The sequence below is a fragment of the Enterococcus sp. C102(2024) genome (genome assembly GCF_040888205.1).
Classification (GTDB): domain Bacteria; phylum Bacillota; class Bacilli; order Lactobacillales; family Enterococcaceae; genus Enterococcus; species Enterococcus faecalis.
This window is the reverse complement of sequence record NZ_JBFOHH010000003.1, coordinates 14,356-34,179: the sequence shown is the minus strand read 5'-3', so window position 1 is coordinate 34,179 and position 19,824 is coordinate 14,356. Positions and strand designations below refer to the sequence as shown.

Below are 19,824 nucleotides of genomic sequence, written 5' to 3'. Positions count from 1 at the left end.
AGATAAAAGAAGAGGTCAAAATGAATAAAAAAATTGAAAGTCTTGGTAATACAGCATTAAGTTTACTAAGTAATACGATTATTGTTGTGCCTTATTTACTTTACATTCAATTGAGTGATGGACACAACCTTTTAACAATTTTACCATTTGTCTTATTTTATACATTGCGTATGACAGGCATTTTTCTGGTTCGAGGAATTAATTTGTCTTTAACTAGTCTAGGTCTACTAAAGATTTCTCTATTGTTAGGCTTGGCAGGCTCCTTAATTGGGATTGCCGGCGCTTATTCTTTCCCGCTTTATAGTATTTCAGGAATGTTGTTAGGACTTAGTGGGGCGTTGTTGCCACCAAGTAATCAATCAATTCGCTTTTTCTTAAAAGAAGAAGGTCAAAAAATCAGTCATAGCAATCTTTTAACGACAGTCTTATTGACCGCTGTTTTATTTGGCGCTTTATTTTTTAAAGCGACTGAGATTGGACTGGCGTTATTGGTGTACGCGCTCTATTTTCTGGTTGCTTTAGTAGCAATCAAGAGCTATCCTGTTTCATTAAACGAGCTAGAAGAAGAATCAGCAGAAGTTTCACGAAAAGAATTAATTCTGTTTGTTATCTTTTTTGTGTTATTACTTTTATTAAGAAGTGGTCGCTTATTAACGAATGCGGTGGAATTTGATTATGCGATTGTTGGCGCCTGCTGTTTCTTTGTGGTGGCTGTCCTTTTCGTTAGTCATTATGGCAAACGTGGCGCGTATAAAGTATCATTAGAAATGAATCTTGCGACCTTGATTAACGGGATTGTCGGGAACTATTTATTTTTATTTGGTTCCATTTATGTTGCAGGGGTTTATGGCAGAGCTCATATGGGCATCTATCTCTATTTACCTTATGTTTTAGGGATGATTTTTGCAATGATTGCAGCTAGTAAAACGAAACAATGGTCAAACAACATACCAATGATTGGTCTGGCGGGAAGTTTGGGAATATTACTTCTTACCTCGTGGACTATTTTAGGCCTGTTTCTCTTGAGTTTTTTCAAAAGCACATTGAACAGCTTTTTAGCTAGGCGATATTATCAAGAGACAGATTTGCCAAAAGATAGCCGCATCCTTATCAAATATACAACACAAACAAAAGGTAGTTTATTCCATCAATTTATTTTGATGGCGCTTATGTTAGTCACTGTAGTAGGCAAAGGTGGTACGACACAATTTTTATTAGAATTGACTGGCGGCAAAGGTATTTCAACGCAAACAAGTCAATTTTTAACTTTCATTAAAAATAGTAACTCGCTCTTAGTGTTATTGTTTATTGCAGTTTATTTCGTGGTCGTTTTTCGTCAAAAGAAACGATAATTTACAAATATTAATAAAAAAATACTTGGAAAAACAGTGATTGTGGCTGATTTTCCAAGTATTTTTTTATGAAAAGCTGTTTTTTTTTTTCGAAGATTCAAAAAAAATTAATCAATTGTTTCATTTTTAACAAGCTATTATTAGGTTATATGAATTTTATTGAAAGGGGATTAGTATGAAGAAAAAAACTTTTTCTTTTGTGATGTTGAGTATACTTCTCGCACAAAATTTCGGGTTTGCCGTAAATGCCTATGCTGTAACAACGACAGAAGCACAAACAGAGACCACTGATACAGCAAAAAAAGAGGCAGAGTTATCGAGCACAACACCAGCTTTACCTTTAGCAACAACGACTACTTCAGAAATGAATCAACCAACTGCAACAACTGAATCGCAAACCACAGAGGCGAGCACAACAGCTGCCAGTGATGCTGCTAAACCAGCTGAACAACAAACAACGGAGGACACCTCACTTAATGAAAAAGCCCTACCAGATGTTCAAGCGCCAATTACAGATGAACTACTTGACAGTATGAGTCTTGCGCCGATTGGTGGAACAGAATACAGCCAAACAGAGGTTCACCGCGAATTAAATACAACACCGGTAACCGCTACGTTCCAATTTGCTGTTGGAAACACAGGTTATGCACCTGGATCAGTTTATACAGTTCAATTACCAGAACATTTAGGTTATTCAACTGTTAGTGGAGAAGTGACGGGCATTGGCGCAACTTGGGCAGTCGATGCGGCGTCTAAAACATTAAGTATTACGTTTAATCAGCGAGTTTCAGATACTTCCTTTAAAGTAGAACTAAAAAGTTATCTAACAACAGAGGCGGAACCATTAATCAAAATTGAAACTCCAGGAAAAAATAAAAAAACCTACTCGTTTGATTTATATGAACAAGTGGAACCAATTCAATATAACGAACGAACTAGAACGACAGGGTTAGATGGCGAAATTTTTTATAATTTAGACCGGACGTTAACTGGCAATCAAACATTAGAATTATTGACAACAGAGACGCCAGGCGCTGTCTTTGGAAAACAAGATAACTTGGAACCTCAAGTTTTCAGTTACGATGTCGACATTAATGGTCAAATTTTACCAGAAACGCAAACCCTGTTAACACCTGGCAAAGATTATACATTAAGCGATAATTCACTCGGTCGGATTGCTGTAACTGTTCCAAACATGAATCAACAAAAAGCCTATTCTTTATCGATTAATCGGACAATTTATTTAGAGAGTGTTTCGGACTACAGTTATTCATTTTATCAGCAATATCCAACAACCAAGTTAGGTTCTCTTTCGTTAAAAAATACGACAGGAACGAATAAAACAACCGATTTTACTGCTAAGACGAGTCAAACAAGTAAAGTAATTGCTGATCGTGAAATGCGTAGTATGTCCTATATCAGTTTTCAAAGCAAAGGGAAATATTATGTAACAATTTATGGCACATTAACAGAAACAAAAGTAGGTCAACAAATCGTATTAGAGAGTACAAATGGTCAAGAAATTAAGAATCCTAAATTTACGGCGTATGGTCCTTTATATGAAAATGTAAAATTGGAAGACTATTTTGATATTAAAACTGAAGGTGGCAAGCTTACCTTAACGGCCACAAAAGATAGCTATTTAAGAATAAATATTTCTGATTTAACAATGGATTTTGACAAGAAGGACATTAATCTATCATTAAGTACACCTGTAATTGGTCCCAATAAAGCCATTCAGTTACTATCCGATCAATACGTGGAGCCAATCGCTATGTTAAATCCTACGAATGCGGAAGCGACATGGGGAAATTATGATCGAAACGGTGCTTATATGAGTGATACCGAAATTGCTGTAGCAGGTAGTAAGGCCAACCCCATTGAAAATTTAGAGATTAAAATAAAACATCCGCAATATCTATCTGTTAGAGCCACAAAAGATATTTATTTTTCATATTATGTTTTAGGGAAAGATTATACAGTCACACCAACCTCAGATGGTTCGATCATTAAGTTCACTACGCCAATTACAAATGAACTTGAAATTCCAATTGGCTTTAATTACGTGCCAGATAGTTTACCAAAAGATAAAAGTATTCCTTTTGATAAAATTCCTGTGACAATGAGTGCTGATGGCATGTCCCCTATAGAAACAGAAGTAAATACCAATCGACACATTGGTTCAGAACGAACACTTCAAAGTAGTAAAAATCAATTCCTTGTCAATGCACGAAATGATTCTTTTGACTCACTAAGTGTCCGTACAAAAATTCCAGCTGGCGCCGATGTTCTTTTTGACATTTATGATGTTTCAAACGATCAGGTAGATTCAATTTATCCACAATACTGGGATCGTGGCTATTATTTTGATAAACCAATGTCACCAGACAGTCCTGGATACCCAACAATTACTTTTGACGAAAATACCAATAGTTACACGTTTGATTTTGGAAAAACCAACAAACGTTACATTATTGAGTATAAAAATGCCAATGGCTGGATCGACGTGCCGACTCTTTATATAACAGGGACAGCTAAAGAACCACAATCGAATAATAATGAAGGCTCTGCTTCGGTTTCTGTTCAAAATGAAGCGTTAGACATTTTGAGTGCAACACAAGCGGCGAATCCAACATTAAAAAATGTAACAAAAACGACAGTAACAACAAAAAATATTGATAATAAAACACATCGTGTGAAAAATCCAACGATTGAATTAACACCAAAAGGCACAACTAATGCTCAAATCGATTTGAATTCTATTACCGTGAAAGGCGTGCCAGAAGATGCTTATTCATTAGAGAAGACTACAAACGGTGCGAAAATTATTTTTAAAGACTATACATTGACAGAAAATATTACGATTGAATACAATACTGTCTCTGCAAACGCTGGCCAAATCTATACAGAAACAACAATCGACTCTGAAACATTGGACCAGATGTCTGCTAACAAGAAAAAAGTCGCCACTGCGCCAATCACATTGAAATTCTCAGAAGGCGATGCGGAAGGTATTGTTTATTTAGCAACTGCCACATTCTATACGCATAACATAGAGGATGAAAACCAAGCAATTGCGAAGGTTTCTTTTGAACTAATTGATAATGTCACGCATACAGCAACCGAATTTACAACAGATGAAAAAGGTCAACACTCCTTTGATGCCATCATGACAGGTGATTATACTTTGCGAGTAACGAATGTACCGCAGGAATATTCCGTGGATGAAGAGTATTTGACAGGCAAAGCCATTAAGCTGGTCAAAGGAGACAATCAACTAAAAATTCCATTAACTAAAACAATTGATCACAGTCGTTTACAAGTCAAAGATTCAACGATTTATGTCGGCGATTCATGGAAACCAGAAGACAACTTTGTCTCAGCGACAGACAAAACAGGCCAAGACGTTCCCTTCAAAAAAATCACTGTTTCAGGTCAAGTTGACACTAGCAAAGCGGGCATTTACTCAATCATTTACAGTTACGAAGGTAAAAAAGAAACAGCTAATGTGACCGTCAAACCCGACCAATCTAAGTTAGAGGTTAAAGATACAACAATTTATGTGGGTGATAAATGGGAACCAGAAGATAACTTCGTTTCCGCGACAGACAAAACAGGTCAAGACGTTCCGTTTGAAAAAATTGATGTTCAGGGAACAGTGAATGTTGATAAAATAGGCGATTATGAAATTGTCTATAAAAATGGCACAAAAGAAGCGAAAGCAATCGTTCATGTCCGTGATGATAGTCGTTTACAAGTCAAGGATACAACGATTTATGTGGGCGATAAATGGAAACCAGAAGACAACTTTGTCTCAGCGACAGACAAAACAGGCCAAGACGTTCCCTTCAAAAAAATCACTGTTTCAGGTCAAGTTGATACTAGCAAAGCGGGCATTTACTCAATCATTTACAGTTACGAAGGTAAAAAAGAAACAGCTAATGTGACCGTCAAACCCGACCAATCTAAGTTAGAGGTTAAAGATACAACGATTTATGTTGGTGATTCATGGAAACCAGAAGATAATTTCGTTTCAGCAACAGATCGTGACGGTCATGCTATATCCTTTGATAAGGTTCAAGTAAAAGGGAAAGTTGATACAAAGAAAACAGGAGAGTACCAGATTTCCTATACCACTGAGTCAGTTAATGAAACCAAACCAGCTGTGCAGTCACGACTTTTCTCAATGTTTTCAAACGAAACACCTCGTCAATTAACGACAGTAGCAACTGTTCATGTGATTGATCATAATCCTACACCGCTACCAGATAAAAATGAGAACAACCAGACTAGTTCCTCAACGAATCAAACCACGATAAAAAGTAGTCAGTATGTCACACACATTGTGAAACCTGACAAGCAAGGACGTTATCCCAAAACGGGAGAACAAACTAATGGTCTCTATCGTGTGCTAGGACTTGTTGTGTTACTTATTGTGATTATTAGTGGTATAGTCATCAAGAAGAAACGAAAATAATTAAATGAGCGTGGGGCAAAAGTTTAAAGTGACTTTTGTTCCACGCTTAAAAGATGAATAAGTGCATGAATGAGGGTAGCTGTTTCCTTGGAAAATAGGAAGTTTTACAAGTTACTTATTTTAAGAACACTTATTAGCAGGTTTTTCTGTTAAGATAGTTGTTTTTATGAAATAGTTTGGAGGAATAATAAACGAGATGAACCAGCGAACTATTTATTATGGTAGTATCGGCACAGCCTTATTTCTTTCTTCAGGAATGTTAATTGCTTCAGTGAATAGCTATGCAAACGAAGCGACAACACCAGGCAAATACACCGTGACTTATGAAGTGGATGGCAAAATTGAAACAGCAACCATTACGGTCAAAGAAAATCAAACGGAACTTAAATTAAAAGACACGTTTTTAGGAGTTAATCAAGCATGGTCGCCATTAGACAATGTCGTTTTTCTAAAAGATAAAGAGGGACGCCCGCTAAATTTAGAAAATGTAATTATAGAAAATAATGTAAATACTCAAAAAGTAGGCCTTTATTTTGTAACCTTCCGTTACGAGTCATACCTTTCTATTGCGAAGGTGTATGTCAACCCTACTAATTTTGCTGCAGAGGGGAATATGCTTGCAGAGCTTCCTTATAGTCATGCAATGATTGGGCCAGAAAGACCAATTATTGCCTCGAGACAGGACAAGGAGCAACCAACAAAACAGGAGAAAAAGAAAAATAAAATTGAACAGGAACGAGTAAATAAAAAGGTGCTGTTAAATGATGAGTTGTTGAAAAAAATAGATACGATAGCCCCAGTGGAAATTACTGGAGGAGCGGCAAGTGGGGCCTCTCAATTTGGCACCACTTTAAGCTTCCTGTCAGGCTCACTTTTGTATGGAACAAGGAGAGTTTAAATGGAATTCTTGTTATTAGATGATCGGGAAAATTTAAAATTAGCGATTATTAGAAAGTTAGAGCAACAATATTCATTTTCTGAACGAAAAGATCGTTTATGTAAGCAATTAGCTATTTCTCCTTATTTGCTAGAACGGAACATAACAGAAATCAATGCAGATTTGCAACGCTTTGGTCTGATTAATGAGATGGAAATCAGTGAAAAAAATAATGAAATTTTGTTATCTCAAAGCCTTCGTATTTCTTCAAGTATTATTGAAGAATATTATTTAAAAGACTCGTTAGAATTTAATCTATTAAAAACGATTTTCTTTCATCAGTTTACCTCAATCAAAAAATACGGTGAAAAGCACGGGATGAGTCGAACGGTTGTATACAAAATTGTTGACCATATCCGGAAAGAATTAGGTCAATACGGTATTAAGTTATCCAAAAATTTACAACTTAGCGGCAATGAAATGGCGATTAGACAATATTTTACTATGCTCTATTACCGAATTTACAAAGATTCTGAAGAATTATATAATCAAACAGATCTTCGCGCAGTGAACCAATTATTGGCTCAATTGAAAGGCTCTTATGAAAATATCACTAATTTTCATTTATTTAAACATTATGTATTGGTGGCGTTAGAGCGAACGCAGAGAAAAGCTAATTATTTTTTATCCCAAGAAGAAAATCCATTCGTTTTTGACGAAGAAAGTTCGATTTATCAAGAAATTCAATGTTGGATCAACGAAGTGATGAAGGCGACTCATGCAGAGAAAAACGCAGAAATTCAAGGAATTATCGGCAATTTATCGGTCTATCAAAGTGAACTTATTTCGGAACATTTGCTGAGTTCTCACAATGAGGCAATTACGGCTACGAAAACATTATTCTTTTCTTATATGCCGTTTACAATTTCGGACGAAGAATTTTATCAAGAAATTGTTCCGATTATTTATCAACATCGTTTTATTACGCCTTTTATCGATATCACCTTACGAATTATGGATTTAGAATTTTTTCAGGAACGCTACCCAATTGTTTTTGATAGCTGTCGTCAGTTTTTATTTGCGTTGGATTGTTCGACGTTTGAGTTTAGTAAGCTTTCTTTATTTTTTGATTTGCTATTAGTGTTATCCCGTCTTTATGACCAAAGGAATGAAAAAAGCACGATCAATCTTTATGTGAATTTTACGCAAGGAGAAAAATATACTCAGTTTATCAAAGAACAAATCAAAATATTCGAATCTTTCAGCATTCACTTTCATTCAGCGATTCGACCAGATACTGATTTAGTAGTTTCGGATTATTTACCAAAAACGTTATTTTCAGTAAAATGTTTAATTTGGCTAGCGCCCCCGCGAGCCAGTGACTGGCAAAATTTTGGCAACGAAATTGTCCGAATTAATAAAGAGCTACAACAAACGAAACAAAGAAAAAGCGAATAAAAAACAGTCGCAACGTGTTTTAGTTGCGACTGTTTTTTGTTACTGAATGTTTATAGTAAACTTTCTCATTATCACTGATGTGAAAAATTTTAAATAAAAGCAAAATAGGATTGAAGAAAAAGAAAAAATTGCTAGTGAAGGACCAATTCTCTAAAGTTTTTCTCAAATATAGTAGAATTCCTTTCTTTTCTTCTGTGAGAAAGATATAATAAAAAACGTATGAACAAAGGAAAAGGGATGACGAATGAATAGAAAAGAGAAAACAAATTTAGATAGTCGAATTGATTACGGCGTGATATTACCAGTTTTTCTTTTATCACTAATTGGTATGCTATCGCTTTACGTAGCGCTTTACAATGATCCAAGCAAACCTAAAATTGGTAGCTTGTTAATGAAACAAGGACTGTGGTATTTAGTCGGAGGATTAAGTATTGTCATTATTATGCATTTTAGCTCAAAATTACTCTGGCGGTTAACGCCCGTTTTTTATGCACTTGGATTAGTATTAATGGGATTACTACTGAAATTCTATGATCCCGTGCTAGCAGAGCAAACAGGTTCTAAAAACTGGATTCGCTTTGGTGGCACCACATTCCAACCATCGGAATTGATGAAGATTGCGTTTATTTTGATGTTGGCCTATATAGTGACCATGCATAATGTTAAGTATGTGGACCGAACACTCAAAAGTGACTTTTGGCTAATCGCTAAAATGCTATTAGTCGCGATTCCGGTAATTGTTTTAGTACTTTTACAAAAAGACTTCGGGACGATGTTAGTTTTCTTAGCCATTTTTGGGGGAGTTTTCTTAATGTCTGGCATTACTTGGAAAATTATTGTGCCCGCCTTTATCATAGCTGCTCTAGTCGGAGCTGGAACCATCTACTTGGTAACAACAGAAACAGGAAGAGACTTATTGTCTAAAATTGGTATTAAAGCTTATCAATTTGATCGGATTGATTTATGGCTAAATCCTTTCCATACAGATCCAGATCGCTCATTCCAACCAGCGCTAGCATTAACAGCAATTGGTTCTGGGGGGCTTTTCGGAAAAGGCTTTAACGTGAGTGATGTGTATGTCCCTGTTCGTGAGTCAGATATGATTTTTACAGTTGTTGGTGAAAACTTTGGCTTTATTGGTGGCTGTTTCATTATTTTGTTGTATTTTATTTTAATCTACCGCATGATTCGCGTTTGTTTTGATACAAATAATGAATTCTATGCCTACATTGCCACAGGAATTATCATGATGATTTTGTTCCATGTTTTTGAAAACATTGGAGCGAATATTGGTTTACTACCATTAACTGGGATTCCATTACCGTTTATTAGTCAAGGTGGTTCTTCCATTTTAGGTAACATGATTGGGGTGGGCTTAATTATGTCCATGCGTTACCAACAAGAAACGGTTCGTACCAGAAGTGGTCGTTAAAGAAAGAAGAAAGAAGGGGTAGAAATGTACACACTTTATGAATATCCTAAATGCTCAACTTGTAAAAAAGCGAAAGCGTGGTTAGACCAACAAGGCGTTAAATACCAAGCAATTGATATTAAAACAACACCGCCTAGTAGTGAACAACTAGCAAAATGGATGAAAGAAACCGGCTTGCCTGTTCGTCGTTTTTTTAACACAAGTGGGGTTTTATATAGAGAACAAGGCTTAAAAGATCTGGTTGACAGTTTTTCTATTGAAGAAGCAAGTCAGCGTTTAGCTGCGGATGGCATGTTGATTAAGCGTCCAATTCTCTTAAAAGACAATACATTTCTAACGAATGGTTTTAAAGAAACAGATTACGAAGGAGTGCTTGGAAAATGAGTGAAATGAAACAAATCGATCAATTATGGATCTTACCAACAGAAGCAGGTTATAAAATTGGTTTAACCGCCGAAGCCCAAGAGGATTTAGGGAAGATTACTTTTGCAACGTTTCCAAAAGTCGGACAAACATTAGCTAAAGGTGACTCTTTAATTGAATTAGAAGCAGAAAAAGCAGTCAGTGAATTCAGTAGTCCATTATCTGGTAAGGTAGTCGCGATTAATGAAGCGGCTGATCAAGAGCCAAGTGCGTTAGATGAAGAAAATGCCTGGATTGCTGTTTTAGCAGATGTTGAACCAACAGAATTTGAAAATCTTTAGTCTTACGTTGACAAGGCCAATGTTTATTGCTATAATTTTCTCAATCTAATCAAAAGAAAGCTTTGAAAAGAAGAGTACATGTTAAGGACGTTTGAAGAGAGCCCTGTTTGCTGAGAATGGGTAACAGATTTAAGATGGAAGATGGTCTTTGAGCAGAGTAAGTGAGCGAAGCAGTGAACTTACTACGGGGCGCCCGTTACAGCCAACGGTATGCGAAGAATCAAGTACCGTATGAGGTTATTATTGAGAAATAATAGCGAATTAAGGTGGTATCACGAAATGACAAACTTTCGTCCTTTTTGCTGTAATAGCAAAAGGATGGAAGTTTTTTTGTTTTTATTAAGCAAATTCGTTTCATAAAAAGTGCGAAACCTTCAAAATAAGAAAGTAGAACAGAAAGAAGAGGAGAACAAAATGGCATTAATTGAATTACGTCATGTAAAAAAAGAGTTTTCCGGTAAAGCGGGTAAAGTCACAGCTTTAAAAGATATTGATTTAACGGTTGAATCAGGTGATATTTATGGCATTATTGGCTATTCAGGTGCAGGAAAAAGTACGTTGGTTCGCCTATTGAATGGGCTTGAAACACCTACAGAAGGTGAAGTAGAAATTCAAGGACAAGATATTGCATTGTTGCCAAATAAAGAACTACGAAACTTCCGTAAAAAAATTGGGATGATCTTTCAGCATTTTAATTTATTATGGTCACGGACGGTCCTAGAAAATATCATGCTCCCATTGGAAATTGCTGGTGTTCCAAAACAAAATCGGAAAAGCCGCGCAGAAGAGTTAATCAAGTTGGTTGGTTTAGAAGGACGGGAAAATGCCTACCCAAGTCAACTCTCTGGTGGGCAAAAGCAACGAGTGGGGATTGCCCGTGCCTTAGCTAACAATCCTGACATTTTGCTTTGTGATGAAGCAACGAGTGCTTTGGATCCGCAGACAACCGATGAAGTGCTAGAATTACTACTAAAAATCAACCAAGAATTAAATTTAACGGTTGTATTAATTACCCACGAAATGCACGTGATTCGTAAAATTTGTAATCGCGTAGCCGTGATGGAATATGGTGAAATTGTTGAAGAAGGTAAAGTAATCGATATTTTCAAAAAGCCTCAAACAGAAATTGCGAAACGCTTTATCCAACAAGAAGCGGATAAAAACATTGAAGAAACGGAACTGGTTGTTGAAGAAATGTTGGAACAATATCCGAATGGAAAAATTGTTCGCCTACTTTTCCACGGCGAACAAGCGAAATTGCCAATTATCTCGCATATTGTCCAAGAATATCAAGTAGAAGTCAGTATTATTCAAGGGAACATTCAGCAAACAAAGCAGGGTGCAGTGGGTTCTCTTTATATTCAATTATTAGGCGAAGAGCAAAATATTCTAGCAGCCATTGAAGGATTACGTAAACTTCGTGTAGAAACAGAGGTGATTGGAAATGAATAATCGTGGCTTAGCAAGTTTCTTTGATTTTTCGCAAATTGATATAAGTAAACTACAAGAAAAAACGATTGAAACACTCTATATGACAGGGATTTCAATCATAGTGGTCGCCATTTTAGGGCTGATTTTAGGACTACTGCTTTTTGAAACGTCAGGCAGAAAAGGAATTTTGAGCCGATTACTGTATTGGCTAGTGGCCATTTTTGTAAATATTTTCCGTTCGATTCCGTTTATTATCTTAATCGTTCTGTTAATTCCTTTTACAAAAATTATTTTAGGAAGTATGTCTGGTGTCAAAGGCTCCTTACCAGCATTAATTATTTCCGCAGCACCTTTTTATGCTCGCATGGTCGAAATCGCTTTTCGTGAAGTTGATAAAGGCGTGATTGAAGCAGCCAAAGCAATGGGGGCCAACCGTTTCCAAATTATTTGGAAAGTTCTATTACCAGAAAGTCTGCCAGCGCTTGTTTCTGGCTTAACCGTTACAACCATTTCCTTAGTGGGCTACACTGCAATGGCAGCTGCTATTGGAGCAGGCGGTTTAGGAAGTTTGGCGTATCAAGATGGCTTCCAACGTGGTCAAAATACAGTTACCTTAGTAGCAACGATTTGTATCTTAATTATTGTCTTTGCGATTCAATGGCTTGGGGATACAGTCGCTAAAAAAATAGATAAACGATAAATGGAGGGAATAAGATGAAAAAACGTACATTATGGTCAGTAATTACTGTAGCAATAGCTATCTTAATTTTAGGGGCGTGCGGCAATAAAAAGAGTGATGACTCGGTCTTGAAAGTTGGGGCTTCGCCAGTTCCACATGCAGAGATTTTAGAACATGTAAAACCTTTATTAGAAAAAGAAGGTGTAAAACTAGAAGTGACGACTTATACAGATTACGTGCTACCTAACAAGGCGTTGGAAAGTGGCGATATCGATGCCAACTATTTCCAACATGTGCCGTTCTTTAATGAAGCGGTTAAAGAAAATGATTATGACTTTGCGAATGCAGGTGCGATTCATTTAGAACCAGTTGGGCTTTACTCGAAAAAATACAAATCGTTACAAGAAATTCCTGATGGTTCAACGATTTACGTTAGCTCTTCCGTTTCAGATTGGCCACGCGTATTAACTATCTTAGAAGATGCTGGTTTAATCACGCTGAAAGAAGGGGTAGACCGGACAACTGCTACTTTCGATGATATTGATAAAAATACTAAAAAGTTGAAATTCAATCATGAAAGTGATCCAGCAATCATGACCACTCTTTATGACAATGAAGAAGGGGCTGCGGTTTTAATTAACTCAAACTTTGCCGTGGATCAAGGATTAAATCCGAAAAAAGATGCGATTGCCTTAGAAAAAGAAAGTTCACCTTATGCCAATATTATTGCGGTTCGTAAAGAAGACGAAAACAATGAAAATGTAAAAAAATTAGTCAAAGTGTTACGTAGCAAAGAAGTTCAAGATTGGATTACGAAAAAATGGAACGGTGCTATTGTTCCAGTCAATGAATAAAAAGAAAAAGACAATAGAATAAAAACTTGAGGTCGGGTCAGGCGTGTTAAGCTTCAAGAAATAAGAAGAAAGTTCTGAAAGATGCTTTTTGTCTCTCAAGGACGTTCAGCTTATTTCCGAAGAAGCTGCTCCTGTCCCGTTGTTTATTTAAAATTTTAGGGCTAGACAGATACATCATGTTGATTTACCTGCCAAGTCTAAGTTTTTTTCTTTTAAAAAAGGACCATAAATGATAAAGTTACAAGGAATTTCTTAATTATCAGGAAAATTCAGGGACTATGCATAGGCATTTGCATTAGTTATTGTTATAATAATTAAGATAGATTTTTTGGAATGGAGGGAAAAAGATGTTACGTTTTTTTCCGCAAAAAAATAAATATGTAGAAGAAGCAAGCCAGTACGCCTTTGATAAAGAAGGCCAAATTCCTCAGCACATTGCCATTATTATGGACGGAAATGGCCGGTGGGCACAGAATCGAAGACTGCCGAGAATTGCTGGACATAAAGAAGGCATGGATACGGTCAAAAAAATAACGAAGCATGCTAGTCATTTAGGCGTTAAAGTTTTAACACTTTATGCATTTTCAACGGAAAATTGGAAGAGACCAACAGATGAAGTCAATTTCTTAATGCAATTGCCTGTTGATTTTTTTGATACATTCGTGCCTGAATTAATTAAGGAAAATGTTAAAGTCAATGTAATGGGCTACCAAGAGTTTCTACCAAGCCATACGCAAGATGCTGTTAAGCGGGCCATTGAGCAAACCAAGGACAATACGGGCATGGTTTTGAACTTTGCTTTAAATTATGGGGCGCGTGCGGAGCTACTAACTGCCATGAAACAGATTGCTGCAGAGGTTTCAGAAAAAACATATACGGCAGATGAGATTACAGAAGAAACGATCGCAGATCACTTAATGACTGGCTTTTTACCCACGGAACTTCGTGATCCAGAATTGTTGATTCGAACAAGTGGGGAAGAGAGAATTAGTAATTTCTTGTTATGGCAAATTGCTTATAGCGAGTTGTTTTTTACAAAAGCATTATGGCCTGATTTTTCAGGGGACACTTTAGAAACCGCGATTGCTTCTTTCCAAAATCGTAATCGTCGTTTTGGAGGTCTAAAAGAAACTACAGAAACAGAAGGGAGCGATCCGCAGTGAGACAACGTGTCATCACAGCTATCGTCGCATTAATCATCTTTATTCCAATTATCTGGTATGGTGGTTTTGCAATTGAGATTGCCGCTGTTGCTTTGGCAGTAGTCGGCGTGTACGAGTTATTCCGTATGAAAGGATTAACGTTATTAAGTTTTGAAGGTGTTTTATCAGCATTAGGGGCCGTTTTTTTAGTTATCCCGACAATTAAATGGTTAAACTTTTTGCCGGAAATGCAAACAAATTTCATTTTATTTTATGTCACTGTAATGTTGTTGTTAGGTGCTTCGGTGATTTCTAAAAATACATATACGATTGAAGAAGCTGGCTTTCCAGTTATTGTCAGTTTATATGTAGGGATGGGGTTCCAGAACTTTATTAGTGCCCGTTCCGCAGGTTTTGAAGTCTTGTTATTTGCTTTATTCATTGTCTGGGCAACGGATATTGGTGCATATCTATTTGGACGCCGATTTGGTCGTCATAAATTGATGCCAGATGTTTCACCCAACAAGACAATAGAAGGTGCACTTGGTGGTATTTTATCAGCCGTCGTTGTAGCAGCGTTGTTTTTAGTTTTCACAGCTAATAAAGGGCTATTTCCTTATCCGATGTCGGTGATGCTCGTATTGACGGTTCTATTTTCTATAGTAGGGCAATTCGGTGATTTGGTTGAATCTTCTATCAAACGTCATTATGGCGTGAAAGACTCTGGTAACATCTTGCCAGGACATGGCGGTATTTTAGATCGTTTTGATAGTTTATTATTTGTTTTCCCAATTATGCACTTATGTGGATTATTTTAAATTGATTAACAAAATTTAAAAAGTATCGTCAAATAAGCAAAAATCCAGAAGAGAGACTCTTCTGGATTTTTGCTGTTTATTGAGATAATGCGTGAAACACTGACAGGGTATGTTTGAGATAAGTTTAATTTTAAACATACGGTGGTTTTACTCTTTAATTGACAATAGCCTTCTCTTTAAAGAGAAGGCTATCTAACGAATCAATATTATTATTTTAAAGTTGGATCAGACTATTTCTAGTATTCAAGTATTTTTCATTTAAGCGATGTATTCCCTACCTCTAATACATCCTTGTATCTCTCTAGACACGCCAGTTTTGAATAAAATCATCAAAACAATTGAATGGTTCGTTTAAAAATATTTTTCGTGTTCTAATTATTATAACATAAAACTCGTCAACTGACCACTAGCTGACGAGTTCATAATTTCTCCAGATAAATAGACAGCCGTTTTCCGCCGACTGTCTAAGATTAAGATAGATTTGTAAAGAAGTGAATAAATGCTTCCTACTATCTCTTTATAACATGAGGAAAAGAAAACTGCAAAAGATAGCTGTGTTTTTTGAAAAAAAGATCAGCTGGTTTCCGCCAGCTGATCATCCGTTGAAAAGAGATATAAAGAAGTGAATAAAGCTTGCTTTACCTCTATTTTATACCATGTTTTGATTCAAATAACTATTCAGTATTAGTTATACTTAAATAATAAATATGTATACGGATGTATTGTTTTGAGGTATAGTCATAGAGAAAAGAGGGAACGTTTATGAAAAAATTTTGTTTAAGTTATAGCTCTGGTAAAGATTGTTTATTGGCGATGGATCGATTAATACAAGCAGGAAATCAGCCAGTAGCGTTAGTGACAACACTAAGTGATGAAATTAATCGTTCTTGGTTTCACGGGATACCAATCTCCGTCTTAGAAGCAGCAGCCGAAGCGTTAGATTTACCACTTGTTATATCACATAACAATGAAACAAATTACACAGAAAAAGTGGTTGAGGCACTGCAGGAAACCAAAAAATTAGGTGCAGAAACGGTTTGTTTTGGCGATATAGATATTGAACAAAATGGTGCTTGGGATCGCCAAGTTGCATTAAGTGCTGGGCTTGAGCCACAATTACCTCTTTGGCAGGAGAATCGCGAAGCACTTGTGAAAGAATTCTTGGCAAAAGGGTACACAGCAATTATCAAAACGGTCAGCAAAGAGGCAGGTATTCCAATAAAATTTTTAGGAGAACCGTTAGATGAAATGTTTATCACGTACCTTAAAGAGCATCAATTAGATATTTGCGGAGAAAACGGGGAGTACCATACGTTGGTAATTGACGGCCCGCTATTTAAAAAGAGGCTCAATTATTATACTTCAGGAATTTATGAAAGTCCTTATGCTTATTCCTTGATTATTGATGCTTAAATGAAAATAAAAGGACACAAGCTGCCACTTTTTCTAGCGATATGCTATAATTGACTTAAGAAAAGTAGAGAAAGTGAGTGGTTAATTATGGAAGAAACTGTCTTTTTTAATTTAGGAAATGCCCTTGCTTCAAAAAGAGATCAAAAAGAATTAATTAAAGAAGCCCAAATTGCGAAAGATACTCGAAAGATTCCAGGAAAACTGATTATCGTTGAAGATGAAGAAAATGGTACCCATATTTTATTTGAATTAGCTGATCAAACAGAACCGTCTGCTGAAACAAAAGAATTTAAAGTGAAAAAAGTAATCGATTAATATAAAAGCAACGAATTTTTCTAAATTCGTTGCTTTTATATATTTTTTTACACAAATGATACAAAAAGCATATCAAAATCAAATAAATGATTAGTATACTTGAAGCAACAAATAGGAAGCAAAGCAAACGTTTTGAGGTGTTCTTTCATGGAAAATCGAGGAATTTTATTTGATAAAGATGGTACGTGTATTCGTTTTGACACTCTTTGGCAAGCAGGTTTGAAAGCTTGTTTTGAAACACTAAGTATGTTAGCCCCTCATCATTCAGCAGAAATAAAAAAGATATTAGCTATTCAGGAGCAACGTTTTTTGCAAAAACATTTACTTGATGAAGTCCTTTATCAGGAATTGGCGCAATTTGAGGAATTAGTCGAACAGGGAATCAGCAGTCGATGGCTGGAGCAATTTTTTTATGATTATTTACGAAAAAATCTGAAAAAGATTGAACCAATTGGTGATTTAAAACAGTTATTTCTTGAGCTGAAACGGAAGAACTATAAAATTGGATTAGCAACTTCAGATACTTTGCCAGCGACTATGTTGATTATGGAATATCTTGGTTTAACAGAAATGTTTGATTTTATTGCGACAGGAGATCGTTACTTACCGAAACCAGATGCGGACATGCTCCAAGCCTTTTGTCAGTCATGTCAATTGAAGCCGACAGAAGTAATTATGGTGGGGGATTCGCTCGTGGATGTTTTCATGGGAACTTGTCATGGTAAAGCAGGAATTGGTGTTTTAACCGGCAACTGCCAGTCAACTGATTTTGAAAAGTTTGAAGTAGCTTATTTTCGTGATATCCATGAAATACCTTATCAAGAATTATGGGAAAATACCAAGAATAAAAAAATCCTGAAAAGATGACGAGTCTTTTCAGGATTTTTTTATTAATCTAATTGAAGCAATTGCCGTTTCTTTTGTTGAAATTCTTCTTCTGTTAGAATTCCTTCATCAACTAACAGTTTTAAATTTCTTAACTCAGCCATTACGTCTTCAATAGCGCTAGGTGAGTTTTTTTTTGAATCAGATAGCTTTGGTTCAATCGGTTGGTTTTCATCACTCTTTATAGGAGTTGGTATTTCTTTTTCTTTTATTCGACGAACAATAGTGTCTAATGATGAAAGGGCTCGTTCGGCGTTGAAACGGGCTCTATCGATCGCTAATTGACGATCAAATTCAGTAGTTTGCTCACTAAGTGTCTTTAAAAAGGAAATAGTGATGGTTGGACGTTGCAAATCATCTAGATTAATCAAAATATAGACACTACTAACGCGATCATAAGGTACGTTTTCTTCTGTAAAATGGGTATTTTTTTTCTCTAAAATTTTGTAATCAGCGATAATGCTTACGGGCAAAATTTTTGATGAACCAACCAGTCGGAATTTTTTTTCAGGTTCATCGAATTCAATCGAGCCAGCAATAGTTGTTGTAGGGTTGAACAGCCGGTTGTCTTCTTGGACATTTCTTAAATCCGTCAATGTCCAAGTTTGGGTATATCCTTGTCCCTGGACACCGAGTTGACCTGCACATTTCTTACAGATTTGGTAATTATCTGAAGTTAAATATTTTCCTTTATTATCCTGACAAAGAGCACATAGATTTCCATAAACTTCAGCATTTTTTTCATTTGCTTTTGCGATTTCAGACTGCTTGTTTATTAACTCTTGTATTTGTTGTAAATCAGCTAAACTTTTTTTATCAACGGACCAAGTGGATACTTTAAGTTTTTTTAAACAGCTTTTTCCTACGCGATAAAAATCATTCGTAAAGTACTTACCAGTTTCCTCTTCGCAAAGATAACATAAATTACCCTTTGCTTGCATTGCTTGATCTTTTTTTATAATCTCTTCTTGACGTTTTATAATACTTTCCATTGTTCGATCTTTAATTTCTTTCGGTTTTAATTCTAAATGTTCTGCACAATGTTTACAGATACTGTGATTATCAAAGGTGATGATTTTACCAGGATTAAGATCACACAATTCGCACATACTTTTCATGGGATGACTCCTTTTTGTTAAGATAAATTAATTTTACCATTCAGAAAACATAGTAACAAGAATCCACGGTAAATAAAAAGCCCAAATTGGGCTTTAATGGAAGGGGATGTCCTTCAAAATTTAGTTTAAATTTTGAATAGCGTATTCTGCTTCTTCAGGAGTAAATTTTTCACCATATTCAGATGTTAATTGATCACGAATTGCATCTGGTGACATATCCATATTTTCTTGATAATCTTTCGCTTTTTTCAAAGCATTGGCATTCCAATCGGCTTCTAAATGATCGATTGCGTATTGTCCAGCTTCAGGAGTGAATTTCTCACCATATTCAGATGTCAGCTGATCATAAATACCTGCTTTTGACATAGACATAATTTTTGCATATGATTGCGCTTTTTTTAATGCTGATTTGTATTCTCTTGGTACATCAGGAGCCGCTTCTTCAGAAGGTTTTGTTTCTGGTGTTTCTGCTTTCTTTTTATCTGCTTCGGATGCTGCTTCAGACATTTTTTCTTTTACTTTAGAGACGAAAGAATTTTCTTTACTTTGTGATGTTTTGATTTCTTTCGTAGAGGTTGAAGTTTTCACTTCTTTACTACTTGAAGAGGAGCTATTTTTAGTAGATTGACTCGTTTCTTTTGTAGGCGAAGAAGTAGCTTTTTTCTCTTCTTTTCCCATGCCACTGCCCCCAATGGCTAAAACTACAACTACAACAACCCAGAACCAAACTTTTTTATAAAACGGTTTTTTTATAGATGAATTACCAGATATGTTTTTTTTCATTCACTAACTCTCTCTTTCTTGTTATTTTTTGTAGCGCTTACTAAAAAGACAATCCCCAAAATGATAGTAAGTCTATTCATGAAAAT

17 protein-coding genes and 1 other annotated feature are annotated in these 19,824 nt (G+C 36.0%); of the genes, 15 read left to right on the top strand and 2 right to left on the bottom strand.

The window, feature by feature from the left end; all coding sequences use genetic code 11:
- The first annotated feature begins 20 nt into the window (after positions 1-20).
- The 15 genes from AB3I34_RS07670 (at position 21) to AB3I34_RS07600 (ending at position 17,819) form a co-directional block, all read left to right on the top strand.
- Positions 21-1,352 carry a hypothetical protein gene (locus AB3I34_RS07670; protein WP_002378581.1) on the top strand — a complete coding sequence of 444 codons (1,332 nt, stop codon included), beginning with the start codon at positions 21-23 and terminating at the stop codon, positions 1,350-1,352.
- A gap of 175 nt (positions 1,353-1,527) precedes the next feature.
- Positions 1,528-5,829: a bacterial Ig-like domain-containing protein gene (locus AB3I34_RS07665; RefSeq protein WP_113817329.1), complete on the top strand. Its 4,302-nt coding sequence runs from the start codon at positions 1,528-1,530 to the stop codon at positions 5,827-5,829.
- Positions 5,830-6,025: 196 nt separating this feature from the next.
- Positions 6,026-6,727, top strand: a complete 702-nt coding sequence (locus AB3I34_RS07660; RefSeq protein ID WP_010712705.1) for a bacterial Ig-like domain-containing protein — start codon at positions 6,026-6,028, stop codon at positions 6,725-6,727.
- Positions 6,728-8,164 carry a helix-turn-helix domain-containing protein gene (locus tag AB3I34_RS07655; RefSeq protein WP_010712704.1) on the top strand — a complete coding sequence of 479 codons (1,437 nt, stop codon included), beginning with the start codon at positions 6,728-6,730 and terminating at the stop codon, positions 8,162-8,164.
- A gap of 244 nt (positions 8,165-8,408) precedes the next feature.
- Positions 8,409-9,596 (top strand): FtsW/RodA/SpoVE family cell cycle protein, encoded by a 1,188-nt coding sequence (locus AB3I34_RS07650; RefSeq protein WP_002367107.1) that lies wholly within the window; start codon positions 8,409-8,411, stop codon positions 9,594-9,596.
- Positions 9,597-9,620: 24 nt separating this feature from the next.
- Positions 9,621-9,980, top strand: a complete 360-nt coding sequence (locus tag AB3I34_RS07645; protein WP_010712703.1) for an arsenate reductase family protein — start codon at positions 9,621-9,623, stop codon at positions 9,978-9,980.
- Between the two features lie 5 nt (positions 9,981-9,985).
- Positions 9,986-10,300 carry a glycine cleavage system protein H gene (locus tag AB3I34_RS07640; protein ID WP_011109554.1) on the top strand — a complete coding sequence of 105 codons (315 nt, stop codon included), beginning with the start codon at positions 9,986-9,988 and terminating at the stop codon, positions 10,298-10,300.
- Positions 10,301-10,353: 53 nt separating this feature from the next.
- Positions 10,354-10,601 (top strand) — a binding site (T-box leader).
- Between the two features lie 113 nt (positions 10,602-10,714).
- The gene (locus AB3I34_RS07635) at positions 10,715-11,752 is read left to right on the top strand and encodes a methionine ABC transporter ATP-binding protein (RefSeq protein ID WP_002364465.1); all 1,038 of its coding nucleotides are present in this window, start codon (positions 10,715-10,717) and stop codon (positions 11,750-11,752) included.
- Complete coding sequence (locus AB3I34_RS07630) at positions 11,745-12,431, top strand: methionine ABC transporter permease (RefSeq protein WP_002356640.1); 687 nt, start codon at positions 11,745-11,747, stop codon at positions 12,429-12,431. The genes AB3I34_RS07635 and AB3I34_RS07630 overlap by 8 nt, the downstream gene beginning before the upstream one ends.
- A 14-nt stretch (positions 12,432-12,445) precedes the next feature.
- Positions 12,446-13,264 carry a MetQ/NlpA family ABC transporter substrate-binding protein gene (locus AB3I34_RS07625; RefSeq protein WP_010712702.1) on the top strand — a complete coding sequence of 273 codons (819 nt, stop codon included), beginning with the start codon at positions 12,446-12,448 and terminating at the stop codon, positions 13,262-13,264.
- A gap of 347 nt (positions 13,265-13,611) precedes the next feature.
- Entirely contained in the window at positions 13,612-14,427 is an 816-nt protein-coding gene (locus AB3I34_RS07620) for an isoprenyl transferase (RefSeq protein ID WP_002356646.1), read from the top strand.
- Positions 14,424-15,224: a phosphatidate cytidylyltransferase gene (locus tag AB3I34_RS07615; protein WP_002376658.1), complete on the top strand. Its 801-nt coding sequence runs from the start codon at positions 14,424-14,426 to the stop codon at positions 15,222-15,224. The genes AB3I34_RS07620 and AB3I34_RS07615 overlap by 4 nt, the downstream gene beginning before the upstream one ends.
- Positions 15,225-15,986: 762 nt before the next feature.
- Positions 15,987-16,637: a diphthine--ammonia ligase gene (locus AB3I34_RS07610; RefSeq protein ID WP_010712701.1), complete on the top strand. Its 651-nt coding sequence runs from the start codon at positions 15,987-15,989 to the stop codon at positions 16,635-16,637.
- Between the two features lie 87 nt (positions 16,638-16,724).
- Complete coding sequence (locus AB3I34_RS07605) at positions 16,725-16,952, top strand: hypothetical protein (protein WP_002362220.1); 228 nt, start codon at positions 16,725-16,727, stop codon at positions 16,950-16,952.
- 147 nt (positions 16,953-17,099) lie between these two features.
- Positions 17,100-17,819, top strand: a complete 720-nt coding sequence (locus AB3I34_RS07600; protein ID WP_010712700.1) for an HAD family hydrolase — start codon at positions 17,100-17,102, stop codon at positions 17,817-17,819.
- 23 nt (positions 17,820-17,842) lie between these two features.
- Here AB3I34_RS07600 and AB3I34_RS07595 read toward each other — a convergent pair whose 3' ends face one another.
- Complete coding sequence (locus tag AB3I34_RS07595; RefSeq protein ID WP_085444090.1) at positions 17,843-18,955, bottom strand: SHOCT domain-containing protein; 1,113 nt, start codon at positions 18,953-18,955, stop codon at positions 17,843-17,845.
- 120 nt (positions 18,956-19,075) lie between these two features.
- Positions 19,076-19,738, bottom strand: coding sequence for an Ltp family lipoprotein (locus tag AB3I34_RS07590; RefSeq protein WP_002382705.1), 663 nt, complete (start codon positions 19,736-19,738; stop codon positions 19,076-19,078).
- Positions 19,739-19,824: the final 86 nt, after the last annotated feature.